Origin of the sequence: Hazenella coriacea, assembly GCF_004341825.1 — a bacterium.
GTDB classification, from domain to species: domain Bacteria; phylum Bacillota; class Bacilli; order Thermoactinomycetales; family Thermoactinomycetaceae; genus Hazenella; species Hazenella coriacea.
Map to the genome: position 1 here is coordinate 430573 of NZ_SMAG01000001.1, position 21240 is coordinate 451812.

Sequence of the window (21240 nt, forward strand, 5' to 3'; positions counted from 1 at the left end):
TATTACTATTTTTCATTTGGGTTCAGTTTATTGTGACAAAAAAATAACTCCCGTATGGGGGAGTCGTCAAAGAAAGCGTCGGGTGCATTTTTTTCCGTTATAGCAGAAGATGACGGTTCTCTCTTCAAAAGTGGTTTCAAGATAAACCGTACGCCCCCAGAGAGCGTAGACATGAGGGAGTGTTTTTTCGAGGTATTTAAGATCTAGTTCCATCCCCTCATATTGGTGCTTTAAATATAGTTCTCCGTTTTGTTGATAATCTCCATCTTGCACTAATATAAATGGATGCCCACCGTTGACACGACTTTGTACCAATTGATCTCGGACTTGTTCCCAATTTTTCTCGGTAATATTCCACTCGTTTCCTTGACGTTCAAACAGATAGAGATCTAGTTTTTCTGTAAGCTCCTTGGTTAAATAGTTGCGAATAAAGGATTGATCTGAGTCTAATTCACGAACCTCAAATATTTTCTTTCGTCCTTGTCCCGGAATTCGTCCCCATTCCTGTTGTTCTTTCTCAGTGGGATGATCCCATCTCTGCTCAATATCCTCGAATAGTTTCAATCCCAAATAATAAGGGTTAATCGAAGTTGTAGAAGGTTGTAAAACTGAAGCATTCAACTTGGCAAATTCGATCGCTTCTTCTTCAGTGAGATCCAATTCTCTCAGAATACGGATATGCCAGTATGAAGCCCATCCCTCGTTCATAATCTTTGTTTCTAACTGTGGCCAAAAATAGAGCATCTCATCTCGGAGGATCGTCAAAATATCTTGATGCCAGCCTTCTAAAATGCGGCTATGTTCCATGATAAAGAGTAATAAATCTTTTTCAGGGTGTCTGGGAAATGATTGCTTAGGTTTAGGGGGAGTGATTCTCTCCGATTTGAGTTGGTCAAGCCGCCATAAGTCATCATAAGGGGTAGTTCGTTTAGACTGGGTAGGAGGGGATTCCGGTCTAAGTCGACTGCGGGCATCCAACAAACTGGGGTTAATATGTTCTTGAATCGCTAAGACATGATCTAGAAAAGTTTCCACTTCTTCTTTTCCATAAGCGATTTCATAAGAACGGATTCGCTCCGCACTGGCTGACATACTTTCAACCATATCGCGTGAAGTATTGGAAAAACGAGCATTATTTTTAAAAAAGTCACAATGCGCAAGTACATGGGCGACAATCAATTTATTCTGGATCAAACTATTTCCTTTTAATAAAAAGGCGTAGCATGGATTAGAGTTGATCACTAACTCATAAATCTTACTGAGGTTCAGATCATATTGGAGCTTCATTTTATGAAATGTCTTTCCGAAACTCCAATGAGAAAATCGGGTTGGCATCCCATAAGCTCCAAATGTATATATAATATCAGCAGGACATATTTCGTATCTCATGGGATAAAAATCAAGACCCAAGCCAACAGCGATCTCTGTAATTTCATCAATCGCACGTTCTAGCGCTTTTAGCTCATCACTCATCACAAGCATCCTTTCCGCACTTGGATTCATTCTTAGCGAAGGAGTGTAAAGCTAACTAAACATACAGTTACAAGGTCCCAACAACCTTTCTCACTCATCACAGCATCTTATTCTAGTAAATGCTTATTTTAATATATTGGTAACTACTCTTAACTAGAAGCCATGTGCAAGAAGTCTATCACAAAGCTTAAAATGTTTTATATCCATTATACAGAATTTTCATATAAGAAACAAGAAGCCTAAGCATATCAGCATTTCAATGAACCGTGGCCTCTCTTTTCTCCAGCCCATTAAACTTTTTGAATTAACTTCTAAGTTTTGGATGAATAATTTGACATGTGCCACTGGAAGGAGTATACTTACCGTGTCAATTGAATACTTTCATTATCTCTGTTAGGTGAGGTTCCTGTTTGGAGAGACGCTACTGCCCAAAAATGTCGAGAGACGCCAATGGGTCAGCTGGAAAGGTCGGATCGAAGGTCTTTTCTAATGTAGCTGGTCATTTGACCTATGCCATTCAGTGCCAAAGCTCGATGAGGGAGATAGTAAGTTGGCTCATTTTCGTTTCGAAAAATGGAGCTTTTATTTGCGTATATAAACCCTCTCTCCTTGCAGAGTGGGTTTTTTATTATGTTCATATAAAGGAGGGGAAACTCATGAGTTATGCATTGGTTCAAGAGGAGATTAAATCTGCTTTACAAGTGAAGACCAATATGACTAAAAAGCTGTCAGAGTTATTACAACAACTACAGCCTTATGATATATCTGAGATTCTGCGGGAGATGGAGCATCGAGAACGGTTAGAACTAATCGGTTCATTATCTATCCCGGAAGCGGCAGAAACACTGGAATATTTAGAGCCGGAGATCCAGTATCAAATTTTACATCATATGCATGATTCTGAGGCTTCCCCTCTATTAAAGCAGATGTCAAGTGATACAGTCGTCGATATGCTGCTTGCCATTCATCCGTTGCAAGCAGAACAAATGCTCCGCTTACTACCTGAAGATTATCGAAAACAGATTAACAATATGATGACCTATCCGGAGGAGACAGCGGGCAGCCTGATGACTGTTGATTATATTTCTGCACGTGCCCACTGGTCAGGAGAAAGAACCATTCAACATATTCGTAAAGTTGGACTCGAGGCTGAGATTATCTCTTATATTTATGTGACAAGTGTCCGTGGCGAGCTTGTAGGCGTTGTTTCCCTGAAGGAAATCATCTTAGCTGATCCGAAAACCCATCTATCCGAGATCGCCACTACTGATGTGATTGCCGTACCGGCTGATTTGGAACAAGAAGAAGTGGCCAACATCATGTCTCGTTACAGTTTTGTTTCTGTCCCCGTCGTTGATCATCAACATCGACTGATTGGAATTATCACCTATGATGATCTTGTCGATGTAATCCAAGAAGAGACCACTGAAGACTTTCAAAAATTAGGTGGTAGTCAACCTTTATCCGAACCCTACTTTAAGACCTCTGTGTGGAGCTTATTTAAAAAACGAATCGTCTGGCTACTCATTTTGTTTATAGGGGGAGCTTATACCGCCAATGTATTAGAAGGATTTCAAGATGCAACTGAGAAAGTAGTAGCACTTTCCTTCTTTATCCCCCTTTTGATTGGAACTGGAGGAAATACTGGTTCACAAATCGTGACTACCTTAGTTCGGGCATTAGGTGTCGGCGAAGTTAAATTTCAAGATATGTTTCGAGTGATGGGGAAAGAAGTCTTAACAGGTTGTTTGCTCGGAGTCTCACTAGGTGCTATTGGCTACATTCGGGCAGTGATGATGGGAGTAGAAGTAGAAATCGGCTATATCGTCAGCCTTTCTGCCTTATTTATTGTCCTATGGGCATCCCTCGTCTCCGCAATCTTACCCTTGCTTCTACATCGTCTCAATATTGATCCTGCTGTTGTTTCTGGTCCCTTAATCACAACTTTGGTCGATGGAACTGGATTAATCATCTATTTTTCGATTGCACAAATGATTCTACACATTTGACATTAATGGTCTTGAGGCAATAACAATTCATCAATTATTTTTGCAAAAGAGTGGAGAATTTTCTTCACTCTTTCTTCATAATTAAAGGATTTCATATGCAAAAAGTAGAATAATTGAGTAACGCCTATTTATTCCCTTTCCCTCATTTTCTAAAACCTCTTTTATAATATATTTTCAGAACAGACAAAACAGTCGACCAATTGAGGCGTTACCTTATCGATCGAAAGGAGGAACATCTGCTAGATCACCGTATAACATAACATCAGAAAGGGGTTTTCGTTCTTGCGAAAAAATAAATGGTTCATCGGCAGTCTGATCTCACTGCTCGTCTTGGGATTAATCCCCTTTGCCGTATTCGCTCAACCCAATGCTAAACAAACGCAAGATCCACTAACACTGTACCGAATTCCAAATGTCAAAACAAAGGAAGTTCGCTCAGAAATTGCACGTACAGGGGTCTCGATTGAAGAAGTTGGATCCGATTATGTCATGATCACAGCTTCTCCCTCAGAAATGCTCCATCTAAAGAAACTAGGTTTCAATCCTCAAGCTGACCTATCTATGCGTCCTCAAGACTTTCCAGGTTATGACTCAGACTACCATAACTACAATGAAATGGTCGCAAAGATTGATCAAGTTGTAGCTGCATATCCCTCAATTGCTAAAAAGTTTAGTATCGGAAAGTCCCATGAAAATCGCGAACTATGGGCAGTAAAGATCAGTGATAATGTGCAAGTAGATGAAAATGAACCTGAAGTTCTCTATGTCTCCCTCCATCACGCTCGTGAACACCTAACAGTAGAAATGGCACTATACCTCCTCAACACTCTAACAAGCCAATACGGGTCGGATACCCGAATCACTAATATTGTGAATAACCGTGAAATATTTATCGTATTCAACATCAATCCTGACGGTGGTGAGTATGATATCTCTACAGGCAGTTACAAATATTGGAGAAAAAATCGTCAGCAAAATAGTGGATCTAGCTATATTGGTACAGATCTCAATCGAAACTATGGTTATAAATGGGGATGTTGTGGCGGCTCAAGTGGAAGTCCATCCAGTGAAACCTATCGAGGGGCTTCTGCATTCTCTGCACCTGAAACTGCACGGATGCGAGACTTTATCAATAGTCGTGTCGTCAATGGAAAGCAACAAATTAAAGCTTTAATCTCCTTCCACACCTACAGCGAATTAATCCTTTGGCCCTACGGATACACTTATGCAGATACCCCCAGTGATATGAGCGTTGACGATAACCAAGTCTTTAAAACTATGGCTCAACGTATGGCTCAAACCAATAACTATACCCCCCAACAATCGAGTGATCTCTATATCACAGATGGGGATATGATGGACTGGGCTTATGGTGCACACAAAATATTCGCTTTCACCTTCGAAATGTATCCCAAAACATCAAATCCTGGTTTTTACCCACCTGCCAGCCGGATTGCTACTGAAACCGCACGTAACCGTGAAGCAGTCCTATATCTAGCTGAACAAGCTGACTGTCCATATCGTTCCATCGGAAAAGAAGGCATTTACTGTAGTCCAAATAATTAGCAAAGAAGAAGAGAAGTCCGCTCCCCCCTTCGATGGAAGAGGCAAAAGCTATCAAAGAAGCTCTATGAAGAGTTGCCTCTTCTTCCCCTCATCGAAGGATCCCCTCCGGAACAACGATCCGACGGGATTCGGATTCATATGTGACTTAAATCACGTGACTTTGCTCAAATCAAGTAGCTAAACTAAAAGGTAAGCCCATCTAAAGAGATCTAAATGGGCTTACCTTTTTACTTGAACCAATCGACTCATCATTCATTGGAGCTCGTTTAATACAACTACTCTTGTAATCCTAAAACTTTCTTAACAGCTTGATCAGCATTTACTCTTCCTTTTGTCCAATATGTACCGGTTCCCTCGATCGGGTCAGCAGTACTTTCCATTGTTTGACGAATTTCTTTATTGTTAAGACCTAGTGAAGAGAGAAGTGCAGCTACACCAGAAACATGCGGAGCCGCCATAGAGGTTCCACTGATTGGATAGTATTGACTTCCGATTACTGTAGATCCAATCTCCACTCCAGGTGCTGCAAGATCTACCCAAGATCCATGATTAGAAAAGTCTGCTTTGATATCATTGGGGTCTGTTGCACCAACTGCAATCGCTTTCGGATAATAAGCAGGATAGTGGGGTTGACTCCACCCTAAGTTTCCAGCAGAAGCGACTACAACTACTCCATGTTTCCAAGCATAATTCACAGCTGCCTCCATGACTAGGGATGGCTTCTCTACACCCAAGCTTAAGTTGATCACTTTAGCTCCTTTGTGTACAGCTAAAACAATCGCTGCGGCAACATGATAGTTCTTGCCTTTCTCCGTCGGATCTAACACACGGATCGGCAAGATTTTAGCTTCAGGAGCTACTCCAGCGATACCGATTCCATTGTTTGTAGTTGCAGCAATGATTCCAGCCACATGTGTTCCATGTCCACCAGAAGGACCTGGTTCATCATTAGGATCAAAATCCCCATCCACAAAGTCAAACCCTGGTAAAACTTTTCCAGCTAAATCTGGATGATCAGCCTGAATACCAGTATCAATGACTGCAACAATCACATCTTTCCCTCTAACATGATCCCAAGCCTCAGGAGCTTTTATTTTTTGGGGACCATACTGATAGGGTAAGAAAAAAGGATCATTGGGAATCCATGCTCCTTCTACTTTTATATTGGGTTCAACATACTCTACATCAGGAAGATATTGAAACTCTCCTAGAGCTTTTTCAGCCGACAAACCTTTCATGCTGATCACATCAAACCCAAGTTCATCATTTTGAAAAACCACTTCAGCTTTTTTATCAGCATATACTTTTTGTTTTTCGGCTAAAGTGATATGATCTTTGAATTTTACAATAATTTCACCGCCTTCAACGATTGATGAAATAGTTTGTGGTGTTGCTTCAACTTTTAATACATTGAACAGCAGAAGTGATAACGAGAGAGAAAACACAGTCAACATTGAGATAATTTTCTTCATATACACACTCCATTTACAGATTTTATAATTGACTAAATTTCGGAACATATTATTAATTAGATTAATATAAATTAAATCCTGCATGATTTCTTACTTTTTATATAAAATATTCTATATTAAACATATATTGATCAAACTCATCGAGTTGATGTTTCTGTGCCTCTCTCGGGTCATGTTTGCAAAAGTCGTACACTAGAGAAACATCTCTTCTTCTTAGTCAATTTGATTGAAAAATATTCCTAGTTATTTCAATCATTTTTGCTCAACTTAGAAAAATAATTATTAATCAGTTCCATTGATCAAAAAACAAACACGAGTTTTCTTTATCCAACTCGTGTTTTCTCCGTTTTTATTTTTCTGTGCATCATTCAGTTCACGTTCAAAAACAGCAGATCCCTCATGTTCAACAATTTCGACCTTTGAACGGCTTCCATCCTTGCTGATGATCACAAATACATCTGCCATCAGACCTTCATCATAATGAACTTTATATTTTTTGATGGTTTCGATTTGACTTAAGGGAATTGAAGTGATATTTCCTCTTGTATCATAAATGAGTCGTTCATTCGTGAGAATACAGATTTCTGATTGGTCATCCCATTTATCATAATAAATGATTAGACTTTCTGAGCCATTTAAGTACTTCTTCTTTTGGATGTGATCAAGCTCACTTTGTTCTAATTCATTTTCCATTTTAACATTTGTAATAATCCCTTCTTCTTCATAATTTGTCTCATCCCCTTCAAGTGTCGCTTCAGTACTAAAAAGAGCACTAGGATCAGAGGTTAATTCCTCAAATAGGAATACAAGTCCAATAATTACGGCTACAAGAAATAAAAAGACAAATAACCCCACTATAATCCATACCGGTGTATAACTCTTTTTAGGGGGTTCTGGTGAAGCAGGGGGTGAATTTTGAAAAGGTATATTCGTATTCAAATAACTCTCGATCCCTTCACTCTATGGTTTGTTGATGAGTCCTTTGATTTCTCCCTCTAACACATCTCGTCCTTCTTCTAATGATACCTCGACCTCTATCACTTCTCCTTTCGTTCCTAGGATCGTTACCATTTCAGATTGCACACGAAACTCTTTAATTTGCTCAAGAGGGAATTCCGTTAGCCCCCCAAACGATTCGTAAACAATCCGTTGATCAGTAACAACTAATGTTTCATCCAAACCTCTACTATAATATAAGTGTAGTTGTTCCTCTTCAGAGAGGAGTTTCCCATCCTTTAAATACTGAATGGTTTCTAAATCCAATTCATTATACATCTTAACTCCTTCACCTTCAGCAAAGAATAGTAAGGATCCTATAAGGAGAATAGGCACTAAAGTAAAAATGAACACAATAAATCCCACCACACTCAAACAGCCACAACCACCTCCTACGAGCCATGGTAAAGCATTTGAAGTGGATGTTTGTGGTGGGGGATTTTGGAAATGCTCCATTCCATCACCAATCCTTTATCTGATGATTTATCATTCGTAGTGAAGCTCAATTTTACTACTTATTTCAGTCTCTTTTTTAAAATAAGAATAAGCACGAGGGTGATGATTACAAACCAAAAAAGCAACACAAGGCTTAACTTCAACAATTTCCCTATGCTAATTAGCAATATCACAATAAAAATAATTGATAGTGGCATTATTCTCTTCAACCCAAACACTCCATCCCATGGCCGTTATTCCCCAGGAAATATACGGTGGTCAGTGCACACTGATGTTTGATCTATGATTTTCTTAACATCCATGGATCAAACATCATTTAATCATTCTTGGATAAAATACTCTTTAAACTTAATATCGCTTTTCACAGGAGAAAAAGGAATCACTTCATACTCACCTACTTGATTGATGTAGTATGGATCATGAGTGATAATTTCCTGTGCCTCTTCCTCTGTCTGTACATTCATCAATATTACTCCACCTGTTAGATCCTTCATAGGCCCTGAAACAATGAGCTTTTTCTGTTGGTACAATCCCTCTAAATAATCACGATGTGCTTGTACATAATTTTGAACTTCTTCATATGGAAGCTTATAGTGAATAAGAACCAAAAACATTATTTTTCTCTCCTTTAAACCTCTATATATTACATGATTACCTTTCTTATCTTAACCCACTTTTATAATTTTTCTACCTTTCCAACTGTAATGGTTGCCATTCAGACCGTAACAATCCATATAAAACCATATCATACCGTTCTCCATCTCTTTGCAAAAATTGCCTAAAAACACCTTCCTTTCGAAATCCTAAACGTTCATATAAGCGAATGGCTGGTCGATTATAGGAGAATACTGTTAATTGAATCCGATATAAGTTCAACTCAGAAAAAGCATACTGTAAGGCCAATATCATTGCCTCTTTCCCAAATCCTTTACCACGGTCATCTTGATCTCCAATCGCAATAGACAACCAACCTACCTGATGTGGCCATAAAATCCCGTCAATCTCTAAAAATCCTATACACCGATCATCCTGTAGTAAACGAATCGCCAATAAAACCCCGTGAGGGTTATTTTGAGCGTTTTCTAACCATTTCTCTAATTGCTTTTTTGTTTTCGGCACTGCTATTTCTGCATTATAAATTCGCAAAAACTGATCATTCTCATACCACTTGGCAATCAAGGATAGATCCTCTTCTGTGACAGAGCTTAACCGTACCTGTTTACCTTTAAATAATGGATTCATTCCAACTCTCCTCTAAAGAAAAGGTGATCATCATGAAAAAAATAGATGTAGTTGGGGCTGTGATTCGTAATGCATCCAATCAAATATTGTGTGCACAGCGATCTCCAAAGATGTCCTTACCTAATCATTGGGAATTTCCAGGTGGTAAAATCAAGCAAGGTGAGACACCTCAAGAAGCATTGGTACGTGAAATTCAAGAAGAACTTGGCTGTAAAATCGAGGTATACCAACTGATTACAGAAACAAAATATAGGTATCCAGAATCAGAAGTACTTCTATACACCTTTGAGACATCCATCATCAAGGGGACTCCTAAGCCTAAAGAACATTCAGAAATCCGTTGGGTTAATAGTAATGACTTACTAAATCTGAACTGGTCGCCTGCAGATCTTCCAACCGTAGACAAACTAATAGAAACGAAAGTTTAGAAAATGGCAGGAAAACCTCATGGTAAAATGAGTAGGAATGTGGAACGGATTAACTAGAAATCCTCCTTGTAACACTTTACAAAGCAACGTATACTTAGGGTACATCAAAGGGGGATATCATTCATGTTTAAGATCGCAATTATTACTGACAGTTCTTGTGACTTACCATCAGATCTCATTGATCGGTTTAATATAAAAGTGGTTCCACTGCGTATTAACTATCGAGATCAAGAATATCGTGACAGATTTGACATCACACCTGAAGAGGTTTACAACCGATTAGAAGAAGAAATCCCCAAAACATCGATGCCCGCACCTGAAGATATGATTCAAACTTTTCAACAATTACAAGACGAAGGATATACTCATTGCTTAGTAATCACTCTTTCATCTGGCTTAAGTGGCACTTATAATGCGTTCCGTCTTATTGCTCAAGATTTTGATATGAAAATTGACATCATTGATTCCAAAGGGCTTTCATGGGTTTTAGGTTTTCTTGTTCTAGAAGCTGCTAAAATGATTCAGGATAAAATTGATTACCAAGATATTGTGCAGAAAATTGAACAAGCCAAAGAACGTGTCAAAGGATACTTTATTGTTGATACCTTAGACTATTTAAAAGAGGGTGGGCGAATTGGAAAAGTAACTGCCACTCTTGGTTCTCTTCTAAATCTAAAGCCAATTATCTCTATTGATAATGAAGGGAAGTACTTCCCAACTGCTGTCGGAAGAGGTAAAAAGCAAGCCATAAAAAAAATGGTGGAACCTGTATTAAAACAGATTGAATCAACAAAAGCAAGTATTGCAGTCTTACATGGTCGCGCTGAAAAAGAAGCAGAAGCAATCCTTGAACGTTTCCAAGGTTTAGAAAATGTAGTTGAATTATATTTAAGTAACATCAGCCCAGCACTTGTCGTACACACGGGGCCTGGTCTTGTCGGTTTAGTAGTAAATCCTGTAGACAATGATTAATTTCATACTTTCTATTTTTAAAAAAAGGGAACCCTTTTCTGCTCTTTATAAACCGAGTAGAAATATAAGGTTCCCATTTAACAATTTAGGCGCAGTTATTTTAATAACTCTTGATAGGTCAAGCTTAATGTCTCATAATCTCCTCTTGCAATCACTTTTCCTTCTTCTAGAATAAGGATTTCATCGGCTCGTTGAAGGACAGCTGGTCGGTGTGAGACAACCAGACAAGTAGCTCCCTCCGTCTGAAACAATCGCTCCCATAATTGCTGCTCTGTTTTCACATCCAACGCGCTAGATAAATCATCAATCACCCAGATCTCAGCCTCTCGCATAAACATTCGTGCAGCTGCAGCCCTCTGGATTTGACCACCCGAGAGACGAACACCCTGAGTTCCAACCCATGTTTCCAAGCCGTGATCTAATTGCTCTACATCATGTTGAAGTACAGCCATCTCTACAGATTGGTTTAAGTTTGCTTCATCCTCAGGTACACCTAGTAAAATATTCTCCTTTAATGGATCACTAAATAGTTGTGGCACTTGAGGTGTATACGCACAACGGGGAGGAACTAAAAATCGATGCGGTTCTTCTACACGCTCCCCATTCCAAAGAATCTCTCCAGACTCTTTAGGTAACTGACCTAATAAGGTACGTAAAAGTGTTGATTTCCCAGAGCCAATCTTACCTGTGATCGCAACTAAAGTACCTTTTTTCACTGTACAATCAATTCCCTCAATCCCTTTACCTGTTTCAGGATGCCGATAAGTAAGACCTCGAACTTCTAAATGTTCTAATGGCTTGTTGTCCAAGGTTGGCACTGGGGCTCCTTCACTTATTTTCTTCTCCTGTTCCTCCATTAACACCTCAACACTTTGATCTCCCAAAAGAGCTTCTAATCGTCGAAAAGAAACATCAGCTTGTTTTTGCCATGCCATCATTCTTCCGAGAAAGCTCATCAAGTTTGTTAACATCCCTAAATAAAAAATAAATAAGGACAAATCTCCTAGTGAAAACGTACCGTCTTGAATGGATTCAGCTCCAAATAACAAAATGAGTGCTGTAACCAGACTCACTGTGTAACTGAAAAGAGAGGTTAACAATTCACCCATATAACGGTCCTTAACCATCCACTTTCTTCTTTCTTCACTTAATTGTTGTAATCGCTCAACCATCTTATTTTCTGCTTGGTTTGCCTTAATCACTTGAACAGAATTAAAGACATCCCCTAGAAAACGAGTGACTTGACTTGTCGCTTGGCTACTTTTTTGCCGTGTACCTTCCACTTTTCTTTTCAACTTATTGGCCATTAAGAAAACGATCAATAGAGGAATCACTACTACAAGTGTAAGTTTGGCATGGATAAAAAACATAATGGCAAGCGAAATGAAAACATAAACAGGTTTAAAAAAGAGATCTGTCGTAAAACTAACGAAATTTGAGATTTCGTTTACATCATCGCGAAACCGACTCAACGCTTCCCCAGCATGAATCCGATCATTAGGATGATTGAGAAGATAAGCAAATAAATTTTTTCGCAGCAAGGTTGCGACTTGAATGCGGATAGTAAAATCATAGAAAAAACCGAGAACTAAAGAAACCACTTCAACCAAAGAAACACCAATCAATAAAGCAATCCACCCATATGGACTAAACAAAGATGCCTGTGGATCTGCTAGGGCATCAAAAAACTCCCGAATCACTAAACCCATCATTAAAGGGACTGCAAAAACAGTGCCCCAGATCACTAATGACAACACATACAGTTTTCGTTGTGGACCCACCAACCGATTAACATAAGCCAAAGTTTTCAACTGAACACCTCCTTCTCACCTGTCCGTAGCAGTTTAGAAAATCGAGAATTCGGATCTTGGATGAGGTGCGTTTGCTCCCCATATTCAACAATTTTCCCATCTTCTAATATGAGAATTTGGTCTACTTCTTTCACCGTTTCTAAGCGATGAGCAATAAAGATTGCCGTTCTTCCCTTGATGAGGTGTGAGATCGCCTGTTTCACCCACTGTTCTGTCAAGGGGTCTAGTCGAGATGAAGGTTCATCCAAAATAATGATACTAGGGTTACGGACAAAAATACGAGCTAGAGAGATTAGTTGCCCTTCACCAGCTGATAAGCCCGTTCCTCCATCACCCACCAACGTATCAAGCCCTTGTGGCAACTGTTCTGCCCATGGGCGAAGACCTAGTTCATCTATAACTTCCCAAATCTGTTCATCCGAAATGGACTCATTAAATAAACGAATATTTTCCCTTACACTTTCTTGGAAAAGCCTTACCTCTTGAGTGACGATTCCAATCTCATTCCGAAGTGCATCTACGTTCCAGTTTCGAACATCAATCCCAGCTACTTGAATGGAACCAGTAGTTACATCATACAAACGGAGTAACAAGCGAGTAATCGTTGTTTTTCCACTCCCTGTTCTGCCTAACAATGCTAGAGACTGACCCGGAAGTAATCGGAATGAGAGATGATGTAAGACTTCTTTTCCTTCATCATAGGCAAATGTTACATTGCGAAATTGGATTGATGCCCCTCCTGAAATGGCTACCTCTTGATCTCCATCAATCATCTCACTCTTGATCGCAAATAATGACTGAATTCGTTCTAAGCCAGCACCTGCTTTTTGAAAATCTTGAATTTCTTCGACAATAGCCCATATGGGAGTTTTTAATAACTCTAGATAGGTATAGATCATAAAAAGTGTACCAACGGTCATCCAACCCTGTTGGTACAGATCACTCCCAACAAAAAATAAAATGGCAAACCCAATAGAAAATAATCCTGATATGGCTGGCCAAAAGTAACGGGTAAATACATACGCTTTCCGCTCAGCAAACATAGCTTCTTGATGTGAATCTAGGAAACGTTTTACGGTGTAAGAAATGGAACCCTGGGTACGTATTTCTTCCATTCCAGAGAGACGTTCTAATAAGAAACCGTAAAAATCAGCACTTTTTTGCCTTGCTTGAATCCAAAAGGGAATTGAAATTTTTCGAAGAAAGTTTAAAGAAACGAAGCTAATCAACGAAAATAAGGTAAATCCAATACCTAAACGCCAATCTTCTATGAAGAGTACTATTAAAATTCCTATAAGTAATAATCCGTTACCAATGACTAAAAGAATGAACCGAGAAAAGAATCTAGCTAAAGCTGTTACATCTCCATCCACTCGTTCAATCATTTCTCCTGAAGAGCGATCTTTAAAAAAAGAGAGATCCAGTCGTAAGCAATGTTCGATCAGTTCCATTCGAAGTCGATTCGTTGCCCGCCAACCAACATTCTCACTCACGATCGTCAATAACAGTTTCATCCCTTGATGTATGAAAGTAAAACATAGAATAGCAACAGCCACTCCGATCAGAGTTGAAACAGAACTTCCACTTTCGACATAATCAATGTAGTTACGTATAAACTGTGGAATCACAATTTGGAGAGCGATCCCTCCAAAAATAAGTGTAAATAATAGAACAAAAACTGACCTTTTTTCACCTTTTAAAATTTGTCGATACAGCTGCCAGTTTTTGAACCATTTTTTAGATTGTGTTTCAATCATTCTCACCTCTTTCTAAATCCGCTAAAGAAACAGCTTCCCTTATTATTGATGATACCAAGTATTCTATTTGATTGATCCATTAAGCTCAATCATTATAAAAATGATTATACAAAATCCAATACTTTTTTGGCAGAAAGCTTCATTTTCAAAAATAGAAGACACATATTTGTCAATATAGTTCCATTGGTATATAATTACAAAAATATATGAAAAATGGCAGTGACAGTTATACAATATAGTTCTAAGATAGAGAATCGGAGCTCGATTTTCACCCTCCATAAGCTTGTACCTTGCAAGGAAGAGGGGAAGTCCGCTTGATCCTTTTAAATCAACAACAAATGATTATGTACTATTAAAAGATTTTTTAATGACAGGAAACTCTCTATTAATTATATATTTTAAATGGTCAGAAGGGGGGGATCAGGCCTTACTTTGGGTACCGTTTATATCGTTGGCTTTACTTCCTAAATCTTATTGCTTATGTTCTTTTTGTCATCGTGATATTTGTATTTGAAGATAAAATTAATTTTCGATTTTAAGCGCCAATGTAAACAACGACTGCCTATGACCCCGCAGTCGTTGTTTACTTACAGCCCCATCACTTCACAATGGGAGCCTTTACTTTCATTGGTGGACCAATTTTTTTGTTAGCCACATGGAACCAATAAAATGATCCTGGTTGAAGTCCTTCTGCACCTGCCTTTCCAGCTAAAATAAATTGAGCACCACATATTCGATCCACTACATTATCAGCATGAATGTGACTGACCAACACTTTTTTAATCTTATTATTTCCTTTTACAAGATCACAAAATGGTGTAAGCCCCTTAAAAAAGAGATCCGGTTGCTCCTGTGTTTTACTTTTGTTTGGATGTTTTTTAACAAATTCTCCTTTTTGTGGAGGAACATGCATCAAAAGAACCACATTGGAGGGAGCATTTTTTAAATCTGCCTTAATTCTATTCAGTTCGGCTGTTCCATGTTTTCCTCCAAAACCATAGACGCTTGTATAATCTTTGTTACTTAGTTTTCCAACAGGTCCGATATTATTAATACCGATCACTCTCAGATTTGGAACGTTCACTTTATAATGCTCAGGAGCAATCAGCTTAATATAATTATCTAAAGAGCCTGTAGTACCATTTCGTTCATGGTTACCGGGTACGATAAAAATAGGAATTTCGTTTTTTTTCATAAAGTTATAAAGAAAATCTTTTGCTTTCATCAGATCTGCGGTGGCACCAGTAAAGACCAAATCCCCACCATGGAGTATAAAGAGAGGCTTCATAGTTGCTGCTTTTTTGAGTACAGCAGCAAAAATTCGATCATTGATAGGATGTCCTTTTTGGGCAAAGCGACTATCTCCCATAAAAACAAAATTATAGGTTCCTTTATTTTTCTTCTCTTTGACCTTTTGATTGAGTAAATTCAAAGAAATCTCATGCAATCGAAACGTTCTAGGCAACAATGTTGCCAAAATAGTTCCCCCTTTCTCCCTGTAATGAACTTTTATAATTTACCAGTAGAAATCACATTTTTTGCCTTTTGATTTTTTTGCAAGGTCATCTTGAAACGTCCTGCACCTACTGAAACTAGATTCCAATGAGTGAAAAAAACCGTTCCATTAAATAAAGTGGTAATATTCTGTGGTTTCTTTGCCCAATCAATAAACTTATTAATATCGGTAAATACAACCTTTCCATCCTTCGATACAAACCTTTCGAAAGAACCGTTGTGAGTGGTTGTCTTTCCTCCTTTGGAAGAGATCCACCAGAAACAAGTCCCTACGGGGTTTCGAAACACTTTAATCGCTACACCAAACGCTCCTTTTTTATTACGATCTTTGTCTCTATTGGCGTTAAAAGTAAGCTTTTCAGGCTTATGATTAATTCGTAAACGGGGAGATGTAGCTTCGTTAAAGTCCGTTAACAATCTTCCGTTGTGAACTCCCACCTGCCAGTCAGCAAAACCCGGATGACGATAATATAAAATCCCCACACAGGTTCCCTTTTTTAAAGTTGCCATGAACGATTCTCCCTTCTATAAATGTCCTACTCGACTTTCACCACCCGTGAGCTTGTGCCATGTGAAGTGGATAGAAAATCCACTCCCTCCTTTGATTCCGAAAGATGACAAATAGCATTAGAAAAAACTCCGAAGAGTTGTCTCCTTTCCTTAATCAAAGGGTTCTAATCAGAAGTTGCACAAAATCATTTATGGTAGGTAAAAAATCGACTCTTAGCCTTTGATAAACTGATACTGTTGATCTAATTTAATATATTTAGAAGTTCATAGAAGAGTGTGGACTGGATTCAATTCATTACTAAATTGTGCGATTGAACAAAAAAAAGAGACCTGTCTTACCTATAGACAGGTCTCTCAATCAGTCTTATATCTTATTCTTTTCTTTCTTCATATCACTGAATTCCATTAAAGTCAGTGATATGTATGTCACCTCTGGCACTTACTTGAGTTGTGCCATCTGGATTACTATTGCGAACTCTTAATTTATAATCACCTGCAGCAGTATAATATAACGGCATTCCTGCTGTAGTCGTATATACATAGTTCGACTGTACAACTGCTCCATTAACAGGATAAATCAGTTGATAATCGACTCGGGTATGGGAGCCTTGGACTAAGCGCTGATTCACATTTACTAGAACAGTGCCATCAAAGTGATAGGTTTTTCCACCATTGGTATCAACATAATTTTTAAATAACACATCAATAGATCCATCCCCTTGCTCAGTAGCCGGAGGATTCACTGAACTTATGTAAATCCCACCAACCGCTTGAACACGATTAGTCGTTCCATTGTAATTTGGGTTTTTTAAACGAATTTTGTAGTTTCCCTTTTGATCAAAATACCAACCATGCCACCCCTCGCCATCCCAACCAATAGAGAACACCACTGAGTTATTCGTTGGATCAAGGAGTTGAATATCGACGTTAGCAGAACTACCTGCAATTTGCTTAACATTTCCATTAATGATCGTACTTCCATCTAAGTATATGGGAGCTCCACCATTCAAATCTACATAATTATAGAATGTGCCATCAAACTGTACATCAGGAGCAGCAGTTGTGCTCATCGAAAGAGGAACCGTCTTTGCGTTGGGAGAGTTTGACTGTAAAGCATCCAAAGAGCGAGGCTTTACTTTTTCACTTTTGGCTTTGGCTATAGCCTCTTCAGGAGTCTCTACCAATTTCTCTACTTTGCTTAACGACTGATCTACTTGAGCTAAGCTCGCAGGTCCCATCGAAAGTACCAGCGCAAAACTTGTTACAACTGCTAAAATCACTCGTTTCATGTAGACACACTCCTATGCAAATTTTTCAACTAACAATTACATTTTACTATATCTCCTCTTGAACTAATATTAAGAATACATGACCCTTTATCTTTATATTTCAAATGGTTTTTCCCTATAGGGTAAGCCATCTGAAACTTGATACTCATCTTCATTATGTAAAACAGGAACGCCTCCTCTAATCGAAGCGTTCCTGTTTACACAGAAAGTCTATATCATTGATCAACATTAATCGTGAGATCTACAACGAATGAAAGAGTCCATGTATATACCTACTATCTGATTATTGCTAAATCAAATTTACTTCCAACAACCAGGGGTTTCGCTACGCTTTCTACCACTTGCTTTTGCTTCATCTTCAGTTTGGAAGTAGACACGATTCTCTTCTAAAATCTTACTTACATCGCTACAAGAAACTTTATGATACACGTCACTATTTTTAGAAGCCACAATAGGACCTTTTTGTGTCGTTACTTCTGGGTGAAATCCGTCATCTTGAACATAATCCGGGATGGACCAGATTCCTACCTTTTTCGTTTGAGCTTCACTTTGGAGAGCTTTATAATCTTTTTCCTTTTTCACATTGGGTGGTACCGCTTCCACGCGAACTAAACCATTCATTAACAATGTTTCTTGAACGTCTTTTCCATCCGCAATGATATAAGCTAAGAAGTTTTTATCTTTATCTCGTGGGTTCGTGTCTTTCTTAAGAGTTATTTTTTTGGCGTTTTTTAAGGTGCTTTCTAACATTGTTTTCGCTTCTTGACTAAATGGTTCCTTTTTCATTAGATCAGGGGCATCGATCAAAATAAGCTTCACCGTTTCTTCTTTCCCTTTATCACTAACAACTTTGATCGTTTCGCCATCAATCACAGCTACATTTTTTGGAGTAATCGTGAGCTCTTCTTTCTCTTCTTTATCCCCACAAGCAGTTACAAATATCAACACCAACGCTAACAACAATCCGAGTCTTGCACTCCATTTTGAAAACATAATTATTTCTCTACTCCTTTTTTATTAATCTTCGTCATCTCCAAAGAAATCATCAAAGTCATCATCATCGAAGCTATCATCTACTTCTTCCTCATCATCGTCGTCATCGTCATCGCTGTCATCTGTCAAGTGATCAATGATCCCAGCTGCAACTACACCTGCTGCAAAACCGCCAATCGCTGCAACGGCAGCTGTACCAACACCAGAGCCACCACCACTACTGCTATGACCAGCTTGTGGATAGAAATATCCCCCATGATAACCCTGAAAAGAATGAGGGTTATGTACCATTTCCTCAATTTGTTGTTGTAGATAATAAGCTAAGGATGAGGGATCACTCAAAAGCCCATTATCTAACCAAATCTCTCTCTTAATCTCTTTTTCACCAATAAAAGTATACATATCCACCTCGAGCAATAAACGAATTCCTTCTGGTTCAATCATAGCTACAAATTCAATCTCTTCAGCTTGACCACTCAAGAAAGAAGTTGGCGTAAATTCAAATTCTTGAACAGTTCCGTTAAAAGAACGTGAATCATGTTGTTCACGAAATCCCAATTGCTCAAGAGCAAAGATCACATTCTGCAAGCGTGCTTCTGGAACAATCGAAATATAATCTTTATCTTTGTGATCTACTGCACTTGCAATATCTAAGTTGGTGTCAAAATAGTAGGAAACCGTATGAGAAGATAATAATAAGTTCGTGGGTAACAGATATGAAAAAGGAAACTCTCTTACTTCAGATGGTTGAATCTGAAAAGAGGCATGGAACGGGAAGGATTGAACCACTTGTGTATAAGGATGTTCCTTTACATAAAAACTAGCAACAAAGTTCACATCAATCTTATTAATTTGCTGCTCCACTTTACCACCTTGGATCACTAACTTTCCTTCGACCATTTCTCCAAGCTGATATTCAGTCTTTTCTAAAACTAAATCCACCTTTGCTCCACCATGACCTAACGAGGCCATTATGTTTTTAAACAAAATTACAACCCTCCTATAATATGCGTCGTCCTGATTATACGACAAACAATAATCAAAAATCTATATTTTTTTATAACGTTTGTTAAAAACAACGATTTAAATTTTATAATGTGTTATTATGCCTTTCACTCCAATAGATTCATTTAATTGGATAATTAATCTTTTTCTTACCGAAAAATATCTTTTTTATATATAAATCGCTTACACGATCCACCTTTGGATGATTATTTCTTTTTATTAAATATCATATCCACAAAAATAATCATTAAAATATATGATTCCAACATAATTTTTTAACAATTATAGACTAATGACCCTATGCATAGGATTAATCTAAAGTTTAAATAAGATCAAGACTACTTTTTTAAATAAATCCTTCTAAAACTTGGAATTTGCTTCTTCTTCTTTAAAATATTACAAAAAAACGAACAATTATTATAATTTATTGAACCATTTCCCATATTAGGAGGATATGGAATTGTCAGATGTTTGGTATAACTATAGTGATTGAGGCCTCCATTTGAAGCAAAAATCGCTTCATCTCCAAACCTCCTCGATACCCAGTTAGATTACCACTTTTTCCAATGACTCGATGACATGGAATCGTGATTAACACTGGATTGGCACCAATCGCTGTTCCAACCGCACGAACCGCTTTAGGTCTATGAATCCATTGGGCTAGATCCGAATAAGAAGCTGTTTGACCATAAGGAATCTGCTTTAAGGCCTTCCAGATCTCTTCTTGAAATGGCGTTCCTTTTATATCTACAGGGATTGAGAAAGATTTTCGCTTACCTTCGAAATATTCCCTTAACTCTTGAGTGACTCTCATTAGAGATTCTTCATTTTCCACCAAGCTTATGGGGGCATAATGTCTTTGGATCCAACCTTCAAATTCCTCAAATGTCTGCCCAGGTGAACCAACATAACATAATCCCTTCTTGGTTTGAGCGACATACAAGTGCCATTGGTCATATTGGAAAATCGTCCACTCAATCCTTTGTTCTTTTGTACCCATCAGGATTTTCTCTCTCCTTTGTTTCTGTATATGGGTGAAGCAGTCATTGCCTAAATCCTAGAATGTTGGCTCAATGATGATCTCTATAACAAGTTGGTTCGTTCTTTTTTAAGTTTCAAGAAATGATTTTCGATAACTTGACGGTGTAGTCCCCGTTTTCTTTTTAAATAATGCAGTAAAATAGGGTGTACTTGAGAACCCCACAGACGTCCCTATGTTAGCAATGGATTGGTTAGTGGTTACAAGCTGATGAATGGCTTTTTCCAGACGGACTTGCTGAAGATATTCTGTAGGTGATTGACCTTTCACACGCTTAAATAACCGTTGTAAGTGATAGGGACTTCCATGGAACAGATCCGCCAATGTTTGCAGAGTGATAGATTCATAATAGTGTTGATCGATCCATGCCACGATTTGCTCAATCCACTCCTCGATCGGAAAATATAAACCATCTGGTTTGCATCGTTTACAGGGTCTAAATTGTTCCGCTAAGGCTATATAAGCATTTTTGAAAATGCGTACGTTTTCCTTATTGGGAACTTTAGATTTACAGGAAGGTCGGCAAAAAATTCCTGTGGTTTGGACTCCGTAAAAAAACAGGTTATCATAAGTCGGGTCACATTCAATTATTGCATTCCAGTACTCATCCGAAATATGTGTCTTTCTCCCTTTCACCAAGCTCACCTCCTCTCTTAGAATACACAGAACCCATGTATAAACCAACATTTGTTCAATATAAGAGCAAG

19 protein-coding genes and 1 riboswitch are annotated in these 21240 nt (G+C 38.3%); of the genes, 4 read left to right on the forward strand and 15 right to left on the reverse strand.

Annotation, left to right across the window (positions count from 1 at the left end):
- Positions 1 to 66: 66 nt before the first annotated feature.
- Positions 67 to 1476, reverse strand: coding sequence for a SpoVR family protein (locus EDD58_RS02050; RefSeq protein ID WP_131923427.1), 1410 nt, complete (start codon positions 1474 to 1476; stop codon positions 67 to 69).
- A gap of 379 nt (positions 1477 to 1855) precedes the next feature.
- Positions 1856 to 2021: riboswitch (M-box (ykoK) riboswitch) on the forward strand.
- Between the two features lie 165 nt (positions 2022 to 2186).
- Here EDD58_RS02050 and mgtE point away from each other — a divergent pair.
- Positions 2187 to 3482: a magnesium transporter gene (mgtE, locus tag EDD58_RS02055; RefSeq protein ID WP_424321648.1), complete on the forward strand. Its 1296-nt coding sequence runs from the start codon at positions 2187 to 2189 to the stop codon at positions 3480 to 3482.
- 282 nt (positions 3483 to 3764) lie between these two features.
- Entirely contained in the window at positions 3765 to 5048 is a 1284-nt protein-coding gene (locus EDD58_RS02060; RefSeq protein ID WP_207903233.1) for a M14 family metallopeptidase, read from the forward strand.
- A gap of 275 nt (positions 5049 to 5323) precedes the next feature.
- On the opposite strand, the gene EDD58_RS02065 is transcribed toward EDD58_RS02060, so the two are convergent.
- The 5 genes from EDD58_RS02065 to EDD58_RS02085 form a co-directional block, all read right to left on the reverse strand.
- Positions 5324 to 6520, reverse strand: a complete 1197-nt coding sequence (locus EDD58_RS02065; protein WP_165875750.1) for a S8 family peptidase — start codon at positions 6518 to 6520, stop codon at positions 5324 to 5326.
- 282 nt (positions 6521 to 6802) lie between these two features.
- A complete protein-coding gene (locus EDD58_RS02070; RefSeq protein ID WP_131923173.1) occupies positions 6803 to 7375 on the reverse strand; it encodes a hypothetical protein in 573 nt (190 codons plus the stop codon).
- Positions 7376 to 7480: 105 nt separating this feature from the next.
- Entirely contained in the window at positions 7481 to 7972 is a 492-nt protein-coding gene (locus EDD58_RS02075; RefSeq protein WP_131923174.1) for a hypothetical protein, read from the reverse strand.
- 320 nt (positions 7973 to 8292) lie between these two features.
- A complete protein-coding gene (locus EDD58_RS02080; RefSeq protein ID WP_131923175.1) occupies positions 8293 to 8586 on the reverse strand; it encodes a YciI family protein in 294 nt (97 codons plus the stop codon).
- A 73-nt stretch (positions 8587 to 8659) separates the two neighbouring features.
- Positions 8660 to 9214 (reverse strand): GNAT family N-acetyltransferase, encoded by a 555-nt coding sequence (locus EDD58_RS02085; RefSeq protein WP_131923176.1) that lies wholly within the window; start codon positions 9212 to 9214, stop codon positions 8660 to 8662.
- Positions 9215 to 9243: 29 nt separating this feature from the next.
- Here EDD58_RS02085 and mutT point away from each other — a divergent pair, with 29 nt between their 5' ends.
- Both mutT and EDD58_RS02095 read left to right on the forward strand, forming a co-directional pair.
- Positions 9244 to 9642 (forward strand): 8-oxo-dGTP diphosphatase MutT, encoded by a 399-nt coding sequence (gene mutT, locus EDD58_RS02090; RefSeq protein ID WP_207903241.1) that lies wholly within the window; start codon positions 9244 to 9246, stop codon positions 9640 to 9642.
- Between the two features lie 123 nt (positions 9643 to 9765).
- Positions 9766 to 10614: a DegV family protein gene (locus EDD58_RS02095; RefSeq protein WP_131923178.1), complete on the forward strand. Its 849-nt coding sequence runs from the start codon at positions 9766 to 9768 to the stop codon at positions 10612 to 10614.
- A 95-nt stretch (positions 10615 to 10709) separates the two neighbouring features.
- On the opposite strand, the gene EDD58_RS02100 is transcribed toward EDD58_RS02095, so the two are convergent.
- From EDD58_RS02100 to EDD58_RS02140, 9 genes are all read right to left on the reverse strand, one after another.
- Positions 10710 to 12425: an ABC transporter ATP-binding protein gene (locus EDD58_RS02100; RefSeq protein WP_131923179.1), complete on the reverse strand. Its 1716-nt coding sequence runs from the start codon at positions 12423 to 12425 to the stop codon at positions 10710 to 10712.
- Positions 12422 to 14182 carry an ABC transporter ATP-binding protein gene (locus EDD58_RS02105; RefSeq protein ID WP_131923180.1) on the reverse strand — a complete coding sequence of 587 codons (1761 nt, stop codon included), beginning with the start codon at positions 14180 to 14182 and terminating at the stop codon, positions 12422 to 12424. The genes EDD58_RS02100 and EDD58_RS02105 overlap by 4 nt, the downstream gene beginning before the upstream one ends.
- A gap of 598 nt (positions 14183 to 14780) precedes the next feature.
- On the reverse strand, positions 14781 to 15659 hold the full coding sequence (locus EDD58_RS02110; RefSeq protein ID WP_131923181.1) for a metallophosphoesterase family protein: 879 nt from the start codon (positions 15657 to 15659) through the stop codon (positions 14781 to 14783).
- Positions 15660 to 15691: 32 nt separating this feature from the next.
- Positions 15692 to 16207 (reverse strand): hypothetical protein, encoded by a 516-nt coding sequence (locus EDD58_RS02115; protein WP_131923182.1) that lies wholly within the window; start codon positions 16205 to 16207, stop codon positions 15692 to 15694.
- A 392-nt stretch (positions 16208 to 16599) separates the two neighbouring features.
- Positions 16600 to 17496, reverse strand: a complete 897-nt coding sequence (locus tag EDD58_RS02120) for a hypothetical protein (protein WP_131923183.1) — start codon at positions 17494 to 17496, stop codon at positions 16600 to 16602.
- 300 nt (positions 17497 to 17796) lie between these two features.
- The gene (locus tag EDD58_RS02125; protein ID WP_131923184.1) at positions 17797 to 18489 is read right to left on the reverse strand and encodes a thermonuclease family protein; all 693 of its coding nucleotides are present in this window, start codon (positions 18487 to 18489) and stop codon (positions 17797 to 17799) included.
- A gap of 24 nt (positions 18490 to 18513) precedes the next feature.
- A complete protein-coding gene (locus EDD58_RS14990; RefSeq protein WP_131923185.1) occupies positions 18514 to 19476 on the reverse strand; it encodes a sporulation protein in 963 nt (320 codons plus the stop codon).
- Between the two features lie 481 nt (positions 19477 to 19957).
- The gene (locus EDD58_RS02135) at positions 19958 to 20494 is read right to left on the reverse strand and encodes a methylated-DNA--[protein]-cysteine S-methyltransferase (RefSeq protein WP_131923186.1); all 537 of its coding nucleotides are present in this window, start codon (positions 20492 to 20494) and stop codon (positions 19958 to 19960) included.
- 108 nt (positions 20495 to 20602) lie between these two features.
- On the reverse strand, positions 20603 to 21169 hold the full coding sequence (locus EDD58_RS02140) for a bifunctional transcriptional activator/DNA repair enzyme AdaA (RefSeq protein WP_243648617.1): 567 nt from the start codon (positions 21167 to 21169) through the stop codon (positions 20603 to 20605).
- Between the last annotated feature and the right edge of the window lie 71 nt (positions 21170 to 21240).

Bases quoted from the DNA above. Each gene is read 5' to 3' on its own strand.
- mgtE (WP_424321648.1), top strand. From the start codon at position 2,187: ATGACTAAAAAGCTGTCAGAGTTATTACAACAACTACAGCCTTATGAT.
- EDD58_RS02065 (WP_165875750.1), bottom strand. From the start codon at position 6,520: ATGAAGAAAATTATCTCAATGTTGACTGTGTTTTCTCTCTCGTTATCA.
- EDD58_RS02075 (WP_131923174.1), bottom strand. From the start codon at position 7,972: ATGGAGCATTTCCAAAATCCCCCACCACAAACATCCACTTCAAATGCT.
- EDD58_RS02080 (WP_131923175.1), bottom strand. From the start codon at position 8,586: ATGTTTTTGGTTCTTATTCACTATAAGCTTCCATATGAAGAAGTTCAA.
- EDD58_RS02085 (WP_131923176.1), bottom strand. From the start codon at position 9,214: ATGAATCCATTATTTAAAGGTAAACAGGTACGGTTAAGCTCTGTCACA.
- EDD58_RS02095 (WP_131923178.1), top strand. From the start codon at position 9,766: ATGTTTAAGATCGCAATTATTACTGACAGTTCTTGTGACTTACCATCA.
- EDD58_RS02105 (WP_131923180.1), bottom strand. From the start codon at position 14,182: ATGATTGAAACACAATCTAAAAAATGGTTCAAAAACTGGCAGCTGTAT.
- EDD58_RS02115 (WP_131923182.1), bottom strand. From the start codon at position 16,207: ATGGCAACTTTAAAAAAGGGAACCTGTGTGGGGATTTTATATTATCGT.
- EDD58_RS02120 (WP_131923183.1), bottom strand. From the start codon at position 17,496: ATGAAACGAGTGATTTTAGCAGTTGTAACAAGTTTTGCGCTGGTACTT.
- EDD58_RS02125 (WP_131923184.1), bottom strand. From the start codon at position 18,489: ATGTTTTCAAAATGGAGTGCAAGACTCGGATTGTTGTTAGCGTTGGTG.
- EDD58_RS02135 (WP_131923186.1), bottom strand. From the start codon at position 20,494: ATGGGTACAAAAGAACAAAGGATTGAGTGGACGATTTTCCAATATGAC.